This window comes from Calothrix anomala FACHB-343, assembly GCF_014696435.1.
In the GTDB taxonomy this organism is placed as follows: Bacteria; Cyanobacteriota; Cyanobacteriia; order Cyanobacteriales; family Nostocaceae; genus Aulosira; species Aulosira anomala_A.
The window spans coordinates 52614-69583 of record NZ_JACJQG010000033.1; the positions used below are offsets into that span (position 1 = coordinate 52614).

Below are 16970 nucleotides of genomic sequence, written 5' to 3' on the forward strand. Positions count from 1 at the left end.
GGTATTACAGCGACTTAATCTCTATATATCAGTTAACAAAACATTATGGGTTTTGCAGACCTATCAATCGCAGAGATAGCAGCAGACTACAGTATGACTGTGGACAAAGGTTTTTCTCTGTATAACCACCTCTTAATTGCCGATAAACACCAAAAAACCCGTTTGGCGTTGGCGGCTGCAAAGGCAATTATTTCGCAATTATTGTCTGAGAAATACCCAAAAGGTACTAGCACCTGTTAGGTGTTAGCAAAGCCACCTCCAGGGCTATCTTGGGCTTGGATTCATGGCAAAAAACAATTAACAACATAGAGATTGAGTAACGCTAACTAGCTGTGTTGAGTGTCAAAATCTTTAAGGGGAAACATGTTTAGAAGATTAATTGGCGTGGTTGTGGCTACTGTTTTACTAACGTTTCAGCTGATTGTCGGTAGCGCAACAGCCCTAGAATTGGATGAGGCTATCAGAACAGTGCCATTAAACGATAAGGGTGATACCATTACTCTCAGCTTAAAGCAAGTCAAAGAAGGTAAAGCTTTATTTCAGTACGCTTGCGCTCAATGTCACGTTGGTGGTGTCACCAAGACTAACCAAAACGTAGGGTTGGAACCAGAAGCACTAGCACTGGCTACACCAAACCGTAACAATATTGAAGGTTTGGTTGACTACATGAAGAATCCTACTACCTATGATGGTGAAGAGGAAATTTCTGAATTACACCCCAGCACCAAGAGTGCAGATATTTTCACCGAAATGAGAAATTTGACCGATGAAGACTTAACAGCGATCGCAGGTCATATTCTCCTACAACCCAAAGTTGTTGGCACCAGATGGGGAGGTGGCAAAATTTACTACTAAAGCCAGTAATTAGTACTGAGTACTGAGGTCTGAGATCTGGGTGCTGAGTAATGGGACTGGGGATTTGGGACGATCCACTCTCATATCCCCACTTCTGGAACAATCAGCAATCAGAACTGGGAACTCAGTACACTTTGCCCGATTAACTCTATTTCAGCTAGCTGCTAATGCTATATCGATTATTTGCGCGTTATCTATTTCTAGTTTTGCTGATTGTCTTATTGGTCGATCGCAGCAGTACTTTACCTGCTCAAGCTGCCAATATCGATGCTTATATTGGGCGTTATTTACACGTTACTGAGCCAATTGCACTAGAACTGGATGAACAAGGAAATACTCGTCTGTTTTCCCCATTAGAATTATCTGCTGGGAAAAAACTGTTTGAAACCAACTGTATTAACTGTCATGTTGGTGGCGCGACTTTACCCGATCCTCAAGTATCTCTGGCGCTAGAAACCCTCAAAGGTGCTAATCCAAGACGCGATCGCCTTAACTCTCTGGTTGACTTTATGCGTCAGCCCATGACATACGATGGTACTCAAGAAACCTATTGGTGTCGAAAGTTGACCCCTGATTTTCTCTCCCAACAGCAAGTGGAACGTTTAGCCGCTTTTGTTCTTACCGCCGCAAAAAAAGCTCCTGGTTGGGGTCAAGAAGATTTTTAGACTTCTACAGCTAAATTTCTCTTGGCAAAAAATATTTATTTTTGAGATTATACTATAAATTTACTTTTACTAGCTGAAGTATACAGATTATTTTAGGTTAAATTTATTTAAGTATGTTTACCGGATTGGCTAAATTTCTACTAGAGAAATAGAGTTCATTATTAAAAAAAATTCATCTATGACAGATTGTCATATTTGGCGTATTTTTTATTTAAAATGGGGAAGGGAAAATTAAAACCATTTGTTAGGAGAACGCCATGAAATTAATTGCGTCTAGCCTGCGGCGCTTGAGCCTAGCTGTATTGACAATTCTTTTAGTTGTTAGCAGCTTTGCTGTTTTTACTCCCAGCGCATCTGCTGAGACTTATCAAGTCAAACTAGGTAGTGATAAAGGACTACTACAATTTCAACCCAAGAGTATAACCATTAAAGCAGGTGATACAATTGAATGGGTGAATAACAAGCTGGCTCCTCATAACGTAGTGTTTGACGCTGCTAAAATCCCTACGAAAAGTGCTGATTTAGCTAAATCTTTATCTCAAACTAAGCTGTTGTTGAATCCAGGCCAAAAAGTAACCACCACCTTCCCCGCAGACGCGCCTGCTGGTGAATACTCCTTCTTCTGCACACCCCACCGTGGCGCAGGTATGACTGGTAAAGTCATTGTTCAATAGCTAGATACAGCTAGATAATAGATGATTTCCTTGCTTGGCTGGCAAATTAGCCCCTAGCAATCCATCATCAACCTAGAGTGATGACAATTTATAGATAATGAGCGGTGTCGAGTCTCATCCCTGCCTAAAATGCTAACCATTGCATAGGCTTGTTCACAGAGGGGGTAACTCGCCACCGCTAATTTTTATGGGATTTCCGGAAAAATAAGGGGAATCGTATTGAATTTTTTCAATGCAAAATTACAAATAAATTGAAGATTTCTGCGCTTAATAATGTTTATGCATTACAGAAATCAGCGCTTCATAGGGTAGAGTACACATAGCATTTGGTAATCTCTCAGGCTTCTAGCAGCCATAGAAAACTTACTGGAGAAGGTTTTGCAGTTGCCGAATGGTTGTTGCGAGGAGAATATCTTGAGAATACTTGTGAGAATACTTTTATTTATACTGCTGTTGGCGATCGCCTTTTTTAGATTCACATTCATTTTGCCAGCATTCGCTGTTGAAGCATCAGAAGGAGCCAAAATCTTTGAGGCTAATTGTTCTTCTTGCCATATAGGCGGCGGTAACATCCTCATTAGCCATAAAACCCTAAAAAAGGAGGCATTATCGAGTAATCTCGAAAATTATAACCAAGAAGGTATTCAAGCAATTATTCACCAGGTACAAAACGGCAAAAATGCCATGCCTGCCTTTAAAAACAAACTCAGCAATGAGGAAATTCTCCAAGTAGCCGCCTACGTCTTTCAAAAAGCGGAAACAGGGTGGTAATTAGGTATTGGGTATTGGGCATTGGGCGTTGGGCATTGGGCATTGGGCATTGGGCATTGGGCATTGAAAGAATTTTGGATATTTGATGAAGCTCTCAGTACAAGTTTTGGATTTTAGATTTTAGATTGGAATCTATGCATCGCAAATCTGTCTTGAAAATAGGAGCGCTTAGGCTAGGGGTTAGGGCGTGTTTTCAAACCCCGAAAGTAGGTTGTTTGAGGTGAACGCAACCCAACGAAGTAACGTAAATGTTGGGTTTTGTTCCTCAAACGCCACTCGCCTCAAGCCGGGAAACCCGCCCACGGCGGTGGCTCCCCAACCTACATTGAAGTCTAGCCCCTAGCCTCTAACCCCTACTTCCCCAATTCTTGCGATCGCTCTGTGGCGGCTTTGACTGCTTGAATTAAGGCGGAGCGAAAGGCGGCTTTTTCTAGTTGGGTAATACCGGCAATGGTTGTACCTCCGGGGCTGGTAACTCTGTCTTTGAGTTCTGCAGGGTGCATTTTGCTTTCATGGAGGAGTGTGGCTGTACCTAAGACGGTTTGTAGGGCGAGTTGGTTTGCGATCGCTCTTGGTAAACCTGCGGCTACTCCTCCATCTGCTAATGCTTCTACCATCAAGGCTACATAAGCCGGGCCGCTTCCCGAAAGTCCTGTAACTGCGTCCATTAAGCCTTCGGCTACTTCTACAACTTCCCCGACTGCGGTAAAAATTTGCTGGGCTATTTGCTGGTGTTTCACCGTCGTGTATGCGCCTAAGCAAATGGCTGTCATTCCTGCGCCGACGGTAGCAGGTGTATTTGGCATGGCGCGAATTACTGGTAATTGGGGAAATGCCGCTTCTAGCTGATTTAAAGTCACGCCCGCTAAAATCGAAATGACTAGGGGTGAGTTTTCTTTGACAGTTATCTCGATTATTTCTGCTAATTCTTGAGCGATCGCACTGAATACCTGAGGCTTTACTGCTAACAATACAACTTCCCGACTTTGCGCCAAAACTAGGCGGTTATCAGCAGTCACGTTCACATCGTATTGCTGCTTGAAAAAATTTTGTCTTGCTGGCTGGGGTTCGCTGACAATAACTTCCGATGGTTGATAAACTCCACGCGCAATAAGGCGGGATAATAGCGCTTCTCCCATTACCCCACCACCTATTAAGCCAAATTTAGTAGTCATTAATTAGTCATTAGTCAATTGTCAAGAGTCAATGGTCAAGGGTTAAGGGTCAATTGTCAATCGTTAAGATTGATTACCTCTGAATTGCGACTTAGGGAAAATCGAACGATGATTGCTGATTTAACTGTCACGGAGCCGAAATTTTGACTATTGACTTTGGACTATTGACTAATCCCAATTTACTGTGCTGCCATCCGGTTAGCTTCAGTTCCCCATGCTGGTGTTGTATTTGTGGTACGAGGACGCGCTGGGGGTTGTGGTACTTCATGAATAACTCCGCCGTGAGTGCTAACTTGCACACAGCTGGGTGTAAATAAAAATATGCTTTCGCCAATTCGCTCTTGATGCCCATCTAATGCGTAAGTACCACCTGCAACAAAATCTACTGCCCGTTGAGCTTGATCCGGGTCCATAATTGTTAAATTTAATACCACTGACTTGCGCTCACGCAAAGCTTGAATTGCCTGGGGCATTTCTTCAAAAGTGCGTGGTTCAAGTACTAATACTTCAGAAATTCCGTTAATTGCTCCTGGCATACCGATGACATTCCCCATTGACTTTGAACCTGTTGCTACATCATTACCCATTGTAGGCATGGGTTCCCGCCAACGTCGATTCTGGGGAGTCGGTTCTGGCGGTGCTGGTTGCACATTCTCTTCTTGATAGAGATTTTGGTAGCTTTCGGTTTCTGGCTCTTCTTCGTAGTATTCGTATTCTACAGGCTCATTGAGTCCGACAAAATCTCTGAGTTTAGTAAATATGCTCATCTTCTACGCTCCTGGTGCAAATTAACTTTAATGGTTTACCTGGCGATAAATCAGTGTAGCCGAATTTTATTGCTACAAAGGGGTTTATTCAGAATTTTATTACTAGCTGTAGCTTCTATTACTGGTTTAAGTGAGGAACAGATGCTGTTGAAGTCATCTGCACGCTCCCTATCCTTGATAATGAGTCAAGATTATATACTAATGTATTTCCAAATTAAAGTTACCTTAAGCTGATTTTTATTCAGTAAGGCTTTTGTCAAAATATATATTTTGTTACACGCTGCAATATTAAAATTGATAACTTGTGTCAATAGCAGGATAAAGCTGATGATACAAGGGATACAAGCTATTAATTAGCCTTCTCAGGGCGATCCCCGAACAAGATAGTTCCTAACCTTACCATCGTTGCACCTGCTGCTACGGCAATTTCGTAGTCACCTGACATGCCCATCGATAGGTGCTGCATGGGGATCTGCGGATAGTTATTTTCTCTAATGGTTTTCGCTAGGCTAAAAGTACTATTAAATACATCTAACGTTTCCGCTTCATCTAAGCCTAAGGGCGGAATTGTCATCAAACCTTGAATTTGTAAATTTTTATATTGAGCGATCGCAGGTAAATCAGTTAACAATTGGGGTACAGTCCAGCCTGATTTGTTGGGATCGGGGAGAATCTTGACTTGCAAGCAAATTTGAGGACTCACACCCAACTGTGACGCTAAATTATTTAAGCGCTGTGCCAGTTGCAAATTATCGACGGAGTGAATCCATTGAAATAGTTCTAGAGCTTTTTTGGCTTTATTGCTTTGTAAATGTCCAATAAAGTGCCAAGTAATATCTGACAAGTCTTGTAACTCAGCTTGTTTGCTAGCGGCTTCTTGAATTCGGCTTTCACCAAAATCACGAATTCCTGCGGCATAGGCGGCGCGGATCTTATCCGCAGGAACCGTTTTACTAACAGCAATCAAGCGAACTGAATCGGGGAGGGAGGAGCGAATTTGAGTAATACGTTCGCTAATCGAACTAGTCATTGGAATGTGCGTTGGAAAACACTCTGAAGCTGATCGTACTCCTGTAACTGCCCCGTGCGACGCAAAGTCCGCAAGCGATTTTCCAACATCATTCTGGCTTCAGTGCGGCCTATAGGCTGAAATTTTATACCTTTGATGTCATTTGCTACTAAAAAAAATAAGCGTTGGGCATAAAGTGTAGTAAACAGATCCTGGGTCTCATCCACCATACAGATTCTGTAAAGTAAGCCCCAAGTCGGATGATTAATGTAAGTTTCTGCGTTTTCTGGATTCATTTAATAATCAAGGTAAGCGTCAATTGTTCTTTTCGCAGTTTTTGTACCAACATTCAGATGATGATAACTTGCTGGCGTCAGGATATTTGTCCTAAATTATGCGAAATTCAATAAGTTTTGCTGTTGAATGGCAACTGTGAAGACCTTGATCTAGTTACTCATAGAGAGATGATGCTACTAGTGGCGATTTGGTCTAGTGGAATTTGCACTTCAGGTGCTATTCAGCAATCGGCTCTGCCATCTTATTTGGAGTTAAGAACAGCAAGGTAATGCGCCGTCAGACTGGTTTTTGCATAAGCCTCTCTCTATGCTGCCATAATTTCTGTCTATTGGCGCATTATGGTCAAAAGTACAATCAGCTATTCTGCTTTTAAGTTGCACAATCCATGGTGAGGGCTGTTGACCGTTGACCGTTGACTGTTAACAGCCCTTATTAGTAGTTATGCAATTTAGATGAGCATTAGCTTATTCGTTAATTCAGCATGTCTATGTTGAGTGCCATTATTTGTGCTTGAGCTTTGTGCAGAGATTCATTTCATTCTGGCTTACGATCGCTCTTCGCGGCAAGACCTATGGGAATTTCTTATGAGGAGTAGGGGGGAAGGGAAGGGAGACAAGGGAGACAAGGGAGACAAGGAGAGAAGTCTGAGCGCCGGCTTCCGGCGCTCAGAACTTCGGAGGACAAGGGAGAGGTTATTTTCTCGCCCTCCTGTGCTGATACAGTGCTGGGATAATTTATGTTTGGCTGGCGGCTAAATATCTGTGCCGATCGCTAAACGCACGCCCCAAAATAAAGTTAATGTGGCAATAGCTAGCCAATCCCACCTTTTTAAGCGTAAATCATGCCAAGGGACTCTATGCTCGTTGGGACTGGTAAAACCGCGCACCATCATTGCACTAGCCATTTGCGCGGCTCGCAGGAGGAGATTTTCTAACAAGCGCTCGGCGACAATCATCCAAACTTTGACTGCGCCTTTAATTCCTAGCTTTTTCCAATTAATCGCTCTAGTCATGACGGAGCGGATGAGGTTCTGGACTTCTTCTAAAACGAGAGGGATAAAGCGTAAGGATAAAGTTAAGGTGAGAGCAACTTCTGTTACGGGTAACTTTAGCCGTCGTAGGGGTTGCATTAAGCTTTCCATCCCGGCGGTGATTTCTTCGGGTGCGGTTGTGAGCAGATAAAGGTTAGTGCTGTAAATTACTGTAAACAAAATTGTACTTAACCGCACAGCCAAATCTAAGGAACGGCGGTTAACTTTCACAGGCCCTTGGCTAAATATGACGTATTTATATTCTTTATTCCCAAATACTGCTTTTTCATCTACCTTGGCGTTATTCGTGGTAGTTGATTGCGGGCTGAGAACTTGTTCGTTAACTGGTAAGCGTTGTTGATAGTTGATCCCCAACCCATCTGGACTGATGGCTGCTATGGTAAAAACAAAAAAGGCTAGGACTAATAACCAACCCATTTGCTGTTGCCATACACGGCGGGGAATTCTGGCGATGAGGGTAACTATAATTAATAGGGTTACCAAGAGTATGCGCCATTCATTCCGCGCAAAAGTATAACTTGTAAGAAAACTCATCAACCAAGCAAACTTGACTCTGGGGTCAATTTTATGCAGCCAAGTTTGCGGTTCTTCTAGGTAAAGTCCTAATGGTAGCGATCGCAGTAAATCCATAGATGGGGTAAAACTTAAAAGATAAAAGAAAAAGGTAACACTTATTGTCGTTTACCTTTTTACTTTTTACTTTTTACTTGATTACACGCGGGTAGCCCGGTTAACACTACCGCTTTCTACATCACGGACTTTCTTACTGCGCCACAGTAAACGAATGGGAGTCCCTTTAAAGCCTAGTTGTTGACGAAATTGGCGTTCAATGTAGCGGCGATAGTTGTCGTTAAAGCGTTTCGCCTCATTGACAAATAAAGCGATCGTTGGCGGTTGGGTACTAACTTGCGTCCCATAGTAAATTTTACCTTGTCGCCCGCCCCTTGAAGTTGGTGGAGAATGCCAACTCACCGCGTCTTCGAGAACTTCGTTAATTACGGCAGTACTGACACGGCGTTTGTGGGATTCAGCCGCTTCAACTACCAATTCTAAGATTTTTTCTACTCGCTGTCCGGTTAAGGCGCTGACATAGATGGTGTCTGCCCATTCGGTAAAATGTAGCCGTGATTGCAGATCTTTTTCGTAGTCATAGATAGTGTATGAGTCTTTTTCGACTGCATCCCATTTATTAACTACGACTATACAAGCTCGTCCTTCTTCAATTATTCGTCCTGCTAATTTTTGGTCTTGTTCGGTAACGCCATCTAAAGCGTCTATGACCATTAAAACCACATCAGCGCGGCGAATGGCTTTAAAAGCACGGTTAATACTAAAGAATTCTGTACCGTAGTCGATGCTTTTCTTTTTGCGAATTCCCGCAGTGTCAATTAAGCGATAGGTTTGTCCATCCCGTTCAACTACTGTATCAATCGCGTCACGGGTTGTGCCGGAAATGGGGCTAACAATTGCCCTTTCTTCTCCGACGAAAGCGTTTAATAAACTGGATTTACCTACATTTGGTCTGCCGATAATGGCTACCTTGATTTCGTTAGTTTCCGGTACTTCTGTAACGTGGGGAATGTGCTTAATTAACTCATCAAGTAATTCGCCTGTACCGCTACCGTGAATTGCGGAAATGGGGTATGGTTCACCTAATCCTAATTCCCAAAATTCCGCCGCTTGAATTAAGCCTTGATCGGGGGATTCACATTTATTAACAGCTAATAGCACAGGTACGGGTTGTTGACGTAACCATGTGGCGATTTCTTCATCAGCAGGTGAGGGGCCGAGTTGTCCATCAACTACAAAAATTGCTGCACTCGCTTCGCTGAGTGCTGTCATGGCTTGTTGACGAATCAGGGGTAGGAATTCGGTGTCATCGTTAAATACTAAGCCGCCTGTATCGACAACCACAAATTCGCGATCGCTCCAGTAAGATGGCAAATAAGTGCGATCGCGTGTCACTCCCGGTTCATCGTGGACGATCGCCGTTTGTTCCCCGGCGAGACGATTAACCAGGGTGGATTTGCCCACATTTGGGCGTCCGATAATAGCAACAATTGGCAGTCCCATAAACTCAGGATAACGTAGAGAATTAATATATCATGTCTCTACATTTTAACTACTTTAAGTCTGGTTTTACTTTAACAAGGCTATAGGGCAGTAGGCAAATTTTACCTACCATGTAGTGTAGTCCGCCTGAGAATAAATTCTCAGGCTCATAGCGGAAGTTAGCTGAAGCTAACTATGTTGCAAATATTATGAATGAGATTTATATAGTTCATGGATTGATATAGGTAGGTTTTGGTCTATCATCTTCTTGATTATGCTGTTCTAAAGATGCAATGACTGTTCCATTTAGATGGTGTTCTTTTTGATTTTTTACATAAAGAACGGCTTGTTCAAGTTGTTTACTTCCGAGAGAGAAAACCCCATACCCACGTTGCCAGCCAAAGGCATCTTGTGAAGGCGATGTATGATTGAGATGATGAGCGCTACTACCTTTAATCGTTTGGACAAAATCAGCAATAGAAAGTCTAGGTGGAATGGAAGCGACTAAATGAATATGGTTGTCTATGCCACCAATTGCATGGATAATGCTATCAAGTGCATCGGCTTTACCAATTATGTAATTATAAAGTTGCGTTTCCCGATTTGGTGTAATTAATGACTGACCATCTTTTGTTGCCCAAACTAGATGATAATAAAGTCGCCACAAAGCCATGATTTGATGTTTTATTGAGAATATCTAACCTCTATAATTCCCCAAATTATCTCTCAATCTTCTAGTCGGCTTCAGCCGAGTTTAGCTATGAGCCTGAGAATTCATTCTCAGGCGGATCGGGTCAAAAGATTACATTTCTTATATTAATCCTAGAAAACTCTGGATATCTGTGGATTGTCGAGAGTTTTGCTATTATCATTCTCCAGAGAAACTTTGGTGCATGGTAATGGTGCGGATAAACAAGCAAGTATTAATTTGGTTGTGTGCGGGAATTATTATTTTAGGTTTGATGGGATGCGATCGCTTATTTCCCCCCTCTGGCGATTTGGTGGAGCGTGTCAGCGATGGTGATACCCTAACAGTAAAGGATTCTCAAGGTCAAAAGTTTAGCGTGCGCTTTGCTTGTATGGATGCGCCGGAAGTACCACACACCAATAAGGAAAAGCAAAGTCAACGTACTAGCGATCGCAATCAATTTACCTGGGGTGCGAAAGCTCAGGAACGCTTACAGCAGTTGGTGAAGCAAGGAGGCGATCGCGTTAGTTTAACTATTACCGATAGCGATCGCTATGGTAGAAAAGTCGCAGAAGTGCGTTTAAAAGATGGTACTTTTGTTCAGCAAGTTTTAATCAAAGAAGGACTTGCAAAAGTTTATCGTCCTTATTTAAATAAATGTCCGAGTAAAGATTTAGTCCAACAAGCTGAAGCCGAAGCGCAACAACAAAAGCGGGGAATTTGGGGTGATGCTCAATTTGTGAATCCTTGGGAATATCGGAGGTTAAAGTAATACTAAAACCCTAAAAAATAAGGAGTTATGCAAAACATAACTCCTTATTTATCATTAATAATTCTTCAGCTAATTTGCTCGCTCAATTGGGAGAGATTTGACTACACATTTGCAAAATGTGTCTGTCATTAGCACTAATAGACTTTAGCTGATGATAATCTTGCAAGGCGACAGAATAAGGATAAGAAGTGAAAGCATCCTCATTAATGTTAGGTGTAGTACTAGTTGTAGCGACTGGATGGTAATTATTACCATCTGGGGATGCATTCACCGTCATTGCTAATTCGCCTGAGCGGTCAATTGTGCCTTGAAAACAACTAAACTCAGAGCTAGGCATATATAATGCACCTCTGACTGTAGCTTGGCGCTTTTCAAAGATGATATAACCTTGTCCTAGCTGATTTGGTTTTGGTGATTGACCATACAGATAAAGGCCATCTTCTGTGGGTAAATTACTTACTGGTAAATTTCTGACTCCGGAAGCAGATTGTTCTGCTTTAGTCGCCAGGGCTGTAGTTTCGGGTGCTGCTTTTAAAGCCTCTGCTGAACCTTGCGCGGATGGTTGCTGCAAATTCTCGCTCATCCAATAATCTTTATTTGTCTGCGCTTTGACTTCTCTGGGTTTTGGTAAAAGATAGTTTCCAGAGAGATTTTGAGAATCAATTGTGATTGGATGACTTAGTACCGATTTAATTTGTTCGCCAAACACACCAAGGGTAATTATCAAAGCTGCTGCTGGAATCACCGCTTGGCGAGAGGAACAGAACTTAGAAATATTGTTAAGCACCCGACTTCTCCTCTTACAAAACTACCTACTCTCTCAACACCTGACTTAAACTTAACTAAGTATTTATGCAGCTAGGCTCGGCCAAAGGTTTGATTTATATTGTCCAGGAAACAAAAGACCGAAAACTGAAAAATTTTATATATTTTGCCATCGCCATCTTAAATTACCGTCTTTTTGCTTTTTCCTGCTTCACCCTGTAGCCTCACCCAATCGGGTGATGTAAATCTCAGCCGCAAGATTTGTTTACTTTTGTAAATTTCAACAATTCATCACATCTGGCTCGAACCATCTGACCTTTATCCTATAACTTTTGTGTCGGTATAGGTAACTACAATAGCTCAGTTTGCTATTACGGAAAAGTCCTGAAGATTTTGAAAAATTTTTTTAATCAATAAAAGCCTGTCTGGGTAAGGTTTTCTGGCTTTTGCCGATTATTTCAGGGGACTGAGAAAGATTTTAATCATCAAGTTATTAGCCACATCATTCTTTGGGGTGAGAAAACCCCACCCCTAGAAGTTGGGAGAATTGATTTTTTGGGATTCCTTAACTGAACTGTATACTTTTGACAAAATCTAAAATCTTGTTTTTCAGCATCTCAGCTTCTTGTTCTACTGTTCCTGGCTTGTCACCGTTAAAAAAGCTGCGCTGATTACTAACTATGTATAAAAAGTCAGTATTAATAAAGGTTAATAAACCTCGGTACGCATCTAATCTTTTTGCGTTGCCATTATATTCTTGTTTAGAAATTGTTGACCCTTGGGGCATATCCACCAATACATAGTAAGCTCCATTTAGGGTATTTTCTAAATATTCGCCATACCTGACTTCAGCATTGGGTACATGGGCAAAAATAGCCTGGGGTACATAGCGATCGACTAAAATCGATTGCAGATATTCTTCTAGTCCCAAAGAGTCGATTTCTTCTTCATGTTCGGGGGGAATGGGATAATAATCGATTCTGACTAAACTACCAATATCATCAGTAAAGCCAACTACTCCTTCTTGGGTTTGAATTCTACCACCTTCTTCGGCGCTCACAGGAATGGGAACGGAAAAGTTTGCTAAAGGCGATCTATATACTGTGTCACCATAGTCTTGGACTAAGATAATTTCTACGTCATCATCTCCAAAGTTGCCATTTTCTGCTTCTTCAATTGCTGCAATGATTTCTTGAACTATTTCTTGTGCTTCTTCATCTTCTATATCTAAAGCCTTTTGTAAATGTTGCAGAAATGGCTCTTTATCGCTAGCGATGGTTAAATCTTCATCTAACAGGACGATCGCGCCTGCTGCATAAGCGTCTAATACTACCTCATCATTAAGGGCAGCACTAGCGGTATTAAATAAAGCACCAAGTCCATCAGCTTGAGCAATATCGATCAACCGATAAACTATTTCTGTAATTTCTTCTTCTGAATATTCGTCAAATACCTCAAAGTCCCACAGTACGGTAGCTAAGGCTTCTGCGTCTACTTCTTCGATGGAAGAATCAGCGATCGCGCTAATAACTGCGATCGCTGCTACTCCTTCCTCTGGACTCAAAAATTCTTCTGTCGTCTGTTTTGAGTCAAAAATGCGATCGTACTTGCTCATACTTGCTACCTCCTAAAAAATGGCTGGTTGAGCATAGCCCAACCGATGCTGATAGAGAATCGTGCAAGTCTCAGTTTAGCAATGTAGCGAATCTGTGCCGCAAAAGATTCGTGAATTGGGCATTGGGCATTGGGCATTGGGCATTGGGCATGGGCCAACAGTCAAGAGTTATTATTTCATTAGACAATGGCTATTGGCTAAGTAACTGGCTAAAAACAAAGCAAACTATATTGCGAAACGTAAATAGTGTTACATCTATACCAATGACAAATGACTAATGACAAATGACAAATGACTAATAAAGAAAATATTTAGCAATACTTTCATAAAACTTCATATCAGTCCAGTAACCTAAATGTCCTGAAGCACCCCAGGAAGTTTTATATGTCATTTCTTCATTAATGAGATTTTCGTAGTAATCTAGGTTACCGCTTATGGGGTCTTGTAGGTGATAATAATTTACCCAGGAAATATGCTCTAGTTGACAAACTACGGGATTTTTACCTAAATAATTGCTAGTGCTTTTTGTGACTAATTCTGGTTTGATGCGGAAGGAATTGAGGTGTTGGATAATTCTGCGGCGAATATATTGCTGTTCTTGAGCGACATTCCGAAAGAAAAAGGCGATTTTATCTAACGGGGAACCAAAGGTGACTAATCCTTTGAGTTTGTCAATATCCATACTTTTACCCAAGTCGCCAGCAAGGGTGGATTCTATACAAAGCTGGTTTAATGTATCGTAGGCTATACAACTACCTAGTGAATGTCCCACGATAATTACTTGGTCATAATTGGCTTGTGGGTCTTTAATAATTTGTTGCAGTAAAGTTAAGCATTCTGTAATTACCTGTTGGCGGATTTTTTGGTAAGGTGATTTGGGGTCGGTTTTGGTGTAGATGGCGACATCACCAACAAAATTAATTAATAAGGGAACGATTAACTTTTTACTGAGTTTCCAGGCTGATTGCAGATAACGTCCTTTAAGAAAGGGGCCTGCAATTAATAAAGCAACTAAAATTAATAGTCTTAATAATGGGTAAATAAAGTTAAATATTCGTAAAAATATAGTAAGCGATCGCAAGCGGAATTTAAACCAGCCTTGGCGATGTCGATTTTCCAGCAAATTATCTAATAAATTTTGATTTTCTGGGCGGTTATAAAATTCGATTGTACCGTCCAGTGTCTGCTCTGCCCATTGCAATATTTCCGGCACAGAAATTTTATTTTCCGTATCCGGTGCCCAATAATATTCATGAACATCTATTAATCCTGGTTCTGTAGCATCCTGCGGGCTTAATCTCACAAAGCTTTCTATCCACCGCCCACCATTAGCAAATTCACGCTTGGCGATATGATGTTCTAAATCTGTTGGTAATTTTTCTTGTTCAAAATATTTAATGAAATTTTGGGCGAAATAGTCTAAAGTTTCATAGGGATTTTGTTGCCCAATTCCGTGGATGAGTAAAAAAGCTGTGCGCCCTTGGGGAAATCTGATATTAGTGGATGTTTGGCTCATCTAAATTTTACCATTTTTCTTGTAAATTATGGGGATTTTTCGCAGATTGTAATATTGACGAAAGTGGAATTCTTGCCCTTTTGGCGAGAAAGACAACTGCTATTTATACTGTCACGAGCTAGCAGCCAAATTCCTAAAATCTATGTAAATAAGTTTATATTTACTTAGCTGTTTGTCAGCATCGCTAGAGTTTTCAGCATATTATTTATACTTCAGCAATCAGCTATTCTGCATTGACTGTTGACGGTTGACGGTTGACTGTTGACTGTCATGATTAGTAGTTATGCAATTTAGACACGCATTAGCTTAGTAATAGTTAACACTTTTTATGCTAGATACTTTAGATTTAAGCTTAAACTTAGACAAAGCAACCTATAAATCTGAGATTGATAGGTTAATGCATCAACTGCGAACGCTACAAACCGCCTGTTGGGAAAAGAAGTTACCTGTAATTGTGGTTTTGGAAGGTTGGGCTGCTTCTGGGAAAGGTGGCTTAGTTAAACAAATGGTATCTTATATTGACCCCAGAGGATTTAAAGTACATCCTATCTGGGCGGCAACACCAGAGGAACGCCAATATCCTTTTTTGTGGCGATTTTGGGATAAATTACCCGCAAAAGGGGTAATTAGTATTTTTTACCACAGTTGGTATACTCATGTTTTAGAAGATCGTTTATTTGAGCGAGTATCTAGCGCCCAAATTCCTCTATTAATGGGACAAATTAATTCATTTGAGCGCCAGTTGGTAGATGATGGAGTTGCGATCGCAAAATTTTGGTTGCATTTAAGTCGCAAAGAATTGAAAAGTCGCCTCAAAGAATATGCTAAAGATCCCCTCACAGCTTGGCGGGTGCGTAAAGAAGACTGGCAGCAAGAAAAGCATTACGATCGCTATAGGGCTTATGCTGAAGATATGCTAGCCCAAACGAGTACTGGTAGCGCCCCTTGGACTTTAGTTGAAGGTGATTCACAACGCTGGGCTAGGGTAAAGGTATTAACCCATTTAGCCGCAACTCTAACTGCGGCTTTAGATAGACAGAAAATTCAACTTCCTACCCCCATTCTCCCACCCCAAGCTCATTTAGAACCCACAGAACCAGATTATTTAGCCCAGGTTGATTTAAGTCAAAGTCTCTCAGAAATAGATTATGACGAGCAATTAGCCAACGAACAAATTCAACTGCGTCAATTACAATTAAGCATCCACAAACATCACATACCCGTGTTAGTTTTATTTGAAGGTTGGGATGCAGCAGGGAAAGGTGGGGCAATTAAACGATTAACAGATATTCTCGATCCCCGGAGTTACTTTGTATTTCCCTTTGCTGCGCCTTCAGATGAAGAAAAAGCCCATCATTATTTATGGCGATTTTGGCGCAGATTACCCACTACAGGAACAATTGGCATTTTTGATCGTTCTTGGTACGGGCGGGTATTAGTGGAACGTGTGGAAGGCTTTGCAGCAGAGGTGGAATGGCGCAGGGCTTATCAAGAAATTAATGAATTTGAAGCGCAATTAACTACTGCTGGTTATGTATTAGTTAAATTTTGGCTGCATATTAGTCCAGAAGAACAACTCAACCGCTTTACTGAACGCCAAAATGATTTATTTAAACAGTACAAACTCACCGATGAAGATTGGCGAAATCGGGAAAAATGGCCTTATTACGAAGTTGCTGTGAATCAGATGATTCAACGTACCACTACGCCCAATGCGCCTTGGACAATTGTTGCGGCTAATGATAAATATTTCGCTAGAGTTAAGGTAATTGAAACTGTAGTTGATGCTATTCAAGCAGAAATTAAGCGGCGTAAAAAAGGCAATCGGTTATTGTTTTAAATTATGCCAAATTGTAGGGGCGGGGTAACCCCGCCCCTACGAGTTGTGGGTTTGGTAAGTTATAGCAGATTACCCGTTGGTGAAGTACAGATTATATCGTTGATTGTAGAGGCACTGGCACTGCCATGCCCCGAAGCGCGTACCTCATTTACGTGAAATCTGCTGTAACGATCGCAATATTTTTTTATTTGCAAGTTCCTAATACCAATTTAAATACTATTGGCGCTACATGAATATATTCTAGAGGGCATGGCATTGCCATGCCCCTACCATTTGTCGCATTTTTCCCAATTAGTATAAATATTTATCTTCCTTGTCCCTCTTTGTCCCCCTTGTCCCTTTTGTTTGCATATCAAATCGGATTCCTATATCTATAGAATGAGGCTGATACTAGCTTGAGATAGATGCTTGGCTCAAAAAAATAATTAGATAATACCCATGTTTGCAGTCAAAAACTT

Annotated in this window: 19 protein-coding genes; 8 read left to right on the forward strand and 11 right to left on the reverse strand. The window is 41.4% G+C overall.

Annotated elements, in window-relative coordinates; translation table 11 throughout:
• Positions 1-45: 45 nt before the first annotated feature.
• The 6 genes from H6G08_RS19200 to petJ all read left to right on the forward strand — a co-directional run bounded on the left by H6G08_RS19200 (position 46) and on the right by petJ (position 2965).
• Complete coding sequence (locus tag H6G08_RS19200) at positions 46-240, forward strand: hypothetical protein (RefSeq protein WP_190545780.1); 195 nt, start codon at positions 46-48, stop codon at positions 238-240.
• Positions 241-363: 123 nt separating this feature from the next.
• A complete protein-coding gene (gene psbV / locus H6G08_RS19205; RefSeq protein ID WP_190545782.1) occupies positions 364-855 on the forward strand; it encodes a photosystem II cytochrome c-550 in 492 nt (163 codons plus the stop codon).
• A gap of 167 nt (positions 856-1022) precedes the next feature.
• Complete coding sequence (psbV2, locus tag H6G08_RS19210; RefSeq protein ID WP_190545784.1) at positions 1023-1520, forward strand: photosystem II cytochrome PsbV2; 498 nt, start codon at positions 1023-1025, stop codon at positions 1518-1520.
• 257 nt (positions 1521-1777) lie between these two features.
• Positions 1778-2194 (forward strand): plastocyanin, encoded by a 417-nt coding sequence (gene petE / locus H6G08_RS19215; RefSeq protein WP_190545786.1) that lies wholly within the window; start codon positions 1778-1780, stop codon positions 2192-2194.
• A gap of 326 nt (positions 2195-2520) precedes the next feature.
• Positions 2521-2667 carry a hypothetical protein gene (locus H6G08_RS37575; RefSeq protein ID WP_242046207.1) on the forward strand — a complete coding sequence of 49 codons (147 nt, stop codon included), beginning with the start codon at positions 2521-2523 and terminating at the stop codon, positions 2665-2667.
• Positions 2621-2965, forward strand: a complete 345-nt coding sequence (petJ, locus tag H6G08_RS19220) for a cytochrome c6 PetJ (RefSeq protein ID WP_190545787.1) — start codon at positions 2621-2623, stop codon at positions 2963-2965. Before H6G08_RS37575 ends, petJ begins: the two co-directional genes overlap by 47 nt.
• Before the next feature lie 353 nt (positions 2966-3318).
• Here the strand turns inward: petJ and proC are convergent, their stop codons facing one another.
• The 7 genes from proC to tnpA all read right to left on the reverse strand — a co-directional run bounded on the left by proC (position 3319) and on the right by tnpA (position 9989).
• A complete protein-coding gene (gene proC / locus H6G08_RS19225) occupies positions 3319-4140 on the reverse strand; it encodes a pyrroline-5-carboxylate reductase (RefSeq protein ID WP_190545789.1) in 822 nt (273 codons plus the stop codon).
• 179 nt (positions 4141-4319) lie between these two features.
• Complete coding sequence (locus tag H6G08_RS19230) at positions 4320-4907, reverse strand: cell division protein SepF (protein ID WP_190545792.1); 588 nt, start codon at positions 4905-4907, stop codon at positions 4320-4322.
• A 349-nt stretch (positions 4908-5256) separates the two neighbouring features.
• Positions 5257-5937 carry a YggS family pyridoxal phosphate-dependent enzyme gene (locus tag H6G08_RS19235; RefSeq protein ID WP_190545794.1) on the reverse strand — a complete coding sequence of 227 codons (681 nt, stop codon included), beginning with the start codon at positions 5935-5937 and terminating at the stop codon, positions 5257-5259.
• Entirely contained in the window at positions 5934-6212 is a 279-nt protein-coding gene (pipX, locus tag H6G08_RS19240; RefSeq protein WP_096645455.1) for a transcriptional coactivator PipX, read from the reverse strand. The genes H6G08_RS19235 and pipX overlap by 4 nt, the downstream gene beginning before the upstream one ends.
• 752 nt (positions 6213-6964) lie before the next feature.
• The gene (locus H6G08_RS19245; protein WP_190545796.1) at positions 6965-7894 is read right to left on the reverse strand and encodes an energy-coupling factor transporter transmembrane component T family protein; all 930 of its coding nucleotides are present in this window, start codon (positions 7892-7894) and stop codon (positions 6965-6967) included.
• A gap of 81 nt (positions 7895-7975) precedes the next feature.
• A complete protein-coding gene (der, locus tag H6G08_RS19250) occupies positions 7976-9337 on the reverse strand; it encodes a ribosome biogenesis GTPase Der (RefSeq protein WP_190545798.1) in 1362 nt (453 codons plus the stop codon).
• Between the two features lie 208 nt (positions 9338-9545).
• The gene (tnpA, locus tag H6G08_RS19255; RefSeq protein WP_190545800.1) at positions 9546-9989 is read right to left on the reverse strand and encodes an IS200/IS605 family transposase; all 444 of its coding nucleotides are present in this window, start codon (positions 9987-9989) and stop codon (positions 9546-9548) included.
• A 226-nt stretch (positions 9990-10215) separates the two neighbouring features.
• On the opposite strand from tnpA, the gene H6G08_RS19260 reads away from it, so the two are divergent.
• The gene (locus H6G08_RS19260; RefSeq protein ID WP_190545802.1) at positions 10216-10776 is read left to right on the forward strand and encodes a thermonuclease family protein; all 561 of its coding nucleotides are present in this window, start codon (positions 10216-10218) and stop codon (positions 10774-10776) included.
• Between the two features lie 82 nt (positions 10777-10858).
• On the opposite strand, the gene H6G08_RS19265 is transcribed toward H6G08_RS19260, so the two are convergent.
• The 4 genes from H6G08_RS19265 to H6G08_RS19275 form a co-directional block, all read right to left on the reverse strand.
• The gene (locus tag H6G08_RS19265) at positions 10859-11563 is read right to left on the reverse strand and encodes a hypothetical protein (RefSeq protein ID WP_190545804.1); all 705 of its coding nucleotides are present in this window, start codon (positions 11561-11563) and stop codon (positions 10859-10861) included.
• 543 nt (positions 11564-12106) lie between these two features.
• Complete coding sequence (locus H6G08_RS19270) at positions 12107-13156, reverse strand: tellurite resistance TerB family protein (RefSeq protein ID WP_190545806.1); 1050 nt, start codon at positions 13154-13156, stop codon at positions 12107-12109.
• Positions 13157-13161: 5 nt separating this feature from the next.
• A complete protein-coding gene (locus H6G08_RS38225) occupies positions 13162-13293 on the reverse strand; it encodes a hypothetical protein (RefSeq protein WP_277877841.1) in 132 nt (43 codons plus the stop codon).
• Positions 13294-13451: 158 nt separating this feature from the next.
• A complete protein-coding gene (locus H6G08_RS19275) occupies positions 13452-14672 on the reverse strand; it encodes an alpha/beta hydrolase family protein (RefSeq protein ID WP_190545808.1) in 1221 nt (406 codons plus the stop codon).
• Positions 14673-15000: 328 nt separating this feature from the next.
• On the opposite strand from H6G08_RS19275, the gene pap reads away from it, so the two are divergent.
• The gene (gene pap, locus H6G08_RS19280) at positions 15001-16512 is read left to right on the forward strand and encodes a polyphosphate:AMP phosphotransferase (protein WP_190545810.1); all 1512 of its coding nucleotides are present in this window, start codon (positions 15001-15003) and stop codon (positions 16510-16512) included.
• Positions 16513-16970: the final 458 nt, after the last annotated feature.

Excerpts from the sequence above, each read along its gene's own strand:
- H6G08_RS19200 (WP_190545780.1), top strand. The coding sequence starts at position 46 with ATGGGTTTTGCAGACCTATCAATCGCAGAGATAGCAGCAGACTACAGT.
- psbV (WP_190545782.1), top strand. The coding sequence starts at position 364 with ATGTTTAGAAGATTAATTGGCGTGGTTGTGGCTACTGTTTTACTAACG.
- psbV2 (WP_190545784.1), top strand. The coding sequence starts at position 1,023 with ATGCTATATCGATTATTTGCGCGTTATCTATTTCTAGTTTTGCTGATT.
- petE (WP_190545786.1), top strand. The coding sequence starts at position 1,778 with ATGAAATTAATTGCGTCTAGCCTGCGGCGCTTGAGCCTAGCTGTATTG.
- proC (WP_190545789.1), bottom strand. The coding sequence starts at position 4,140 with ATGACTACTAAATTTGGCTTAATAGGTGGTGGGGTAATGGGAGAAGCG.
- H6G08_RS19230 (WP_190545792.1), bottom strand. The coding sequence starts at position 4,907 with ATGAGCATATTTACTAAACTCAGAGATTTTGTCGGACTCAATGAGCCT.
- H6G08_RS19235 (WP_190545794.1), bottom strand. The coding sequence starts at position 5,937 with ATGACTAGTTCGATTAGCGAACGTATTACTCAAATTCGCTCCTCCCTC.
- pipX (WP_096645455.1), bottom strand. The coding sequence starts at position 6,212 with ATGAATCCAGAAAACGCAGAAACTTACATTAATCATCCGACTTGGGGC.
- H6G08_RS19245 (WP_190545796.1), bottom strand. The coding sequence starts at position 7,894 with ATGGATTTACTGCGATCGCTACCATTAGGACTTTACCTAGAAGAACCG.
- der (WP_190545798.1), bottom strand. The coding sequence starts at position 9,337 with ATGGGACTGCCAATTGTTGCTATTATCGGACGCCCAAATGTGGGCAAA.
- tnpA (WP_190545800.1), bottom strand. The coding sequence starts at position 9,989 with ATGGCTTTGTGGCGACTTTATTATCATCTAGTTTGGGCAACAAAAGAT.
- H6G08_RS19260 (WP_190545802.1), top strand. The coding sequence starts at position 10,216 with ATGGTGCGGATAAACAAGCAAGTATTAATTTGGTTGTGTGCGGGAATT.
- H6G08_RS19270 (WP_190545806.1), bottom strand. The coding sequence starts at position 13,156 with ATGAGCAAGTACGATCGCATTTTTGACTCAAAACAGACGACAGAAGAA.
- H6G08_RS38225 (WP_277877841.1), bottom strand. The coding sequence starts at position 13,293 with ATGCCCAATGCCCAATGCCCAATTCACGAATCTTTTGCGGCACAGATT.
- H6G08_RS19275 (WP_190545808.1), bottom strand. The coding sequence starts at position 14,672 with ATGAGCCAAACATCCACTAATATCAGATTTCCCCAAGGGCGCACAGCT.
- pap (WP_190545810.1), top strand. The coding sequence starts at position 15,001 with ATGCTAGATACTTTAGATTTAAGCTTAAACTTAGACAAAGCAACCTAT.